1 protein-coding gene and 1 pseudogene are annotated in these 687 nt (G+C 63.5%); both read left to right on the top strand.

Annotated features, from left to right (window positions below; translation table 11 throughout):
• On the top strand, positions 1-146 hold a 146-nt coding region (locus tag HX823_RS31670), incomplete at its 5' end, for a winged helix-turn-helix domain-containing protein (RefSeq protein ID WP_177078581.1).
• Positions 143-687, top strand: a pseudogene (locus tag HX823_RS31665) (two-component sensor histidine kinase); the annotation flags it as partial. The gene HX823_RS31670 and the pseudogene HX823_RS31665, both read left to right, overlap by 4 nt.

Raw genomic sequence — 687 nt, 5'->3', positions numbered from 1 at the left:
TGTTCGACCGCTCCATCGACCTGCTGGTGAGCCGCCTGCGCCAACGCCTGCTGGATGATGCCCGCGAACCGGCCTACATCAAGACCGTGCGCAGCGAGGGCTACGTGTTCTCGCTGCCGGTGGAAATCCTCGGGGCCGAGCAATGAGCTTAAGGTTTGGCTGGCCGCGTACCCTGGCGTCACAGTTGTCGCTGATCTTCCTGATCAGCCTGGTGTGCGCCCATGGCTTGTCCTTCAGTGCGCAGTTCTATGAGCGCTACATCAGTGCGCGCACCGCCATGCTGGGCAACCTGGAAAACGATGTGTCCACCTCGGTGGCCATTCTCGACCGCCTGCCGGCCAACGAACGCGCCAGCTGGTTGCCGCGTCTCGACCGTCAGAACTACCGCTACCTGCTCAATGCTGGCGAAACCGGCGAACCGATGAGCAGCGATGATGTGCCCATGGCCGCCACCTCCATCGCGGATGCGCTGGGCGAACACTACGCGTTGACCTTTCGCGACATCCCCGGCATGCAGAAACACTTCCAGGCGCACCTGACCCTCGCCGATGGCAGCCCCATCAGTATCGACGTGCGCCCCACCATGCTGCCTGTCGCCTATTGGCTGCCGGTGGTGCTGGTGCTGCAACTCGCGTTGTTGCTGGGTTGCACCTGGATCGCCGTGCGCCTGGCCATCCGCCCATTGAC

The sequence above is a fragment of the Pseudomonas sp. P7759 genome (assembly GCF_013386445.1).
GTDB lineage: Bacteria > Pseudomonadota > Gammaproteobacteria > Pseudomonadales > Pseudomonadaceae > Aquipseudomonas > Aquipseudomonas azotoformans_A.
Note: the sequence above shows the minus strand (reverse complement) of the source record. Positions and strands in the feature narration are given on the sequence as shown.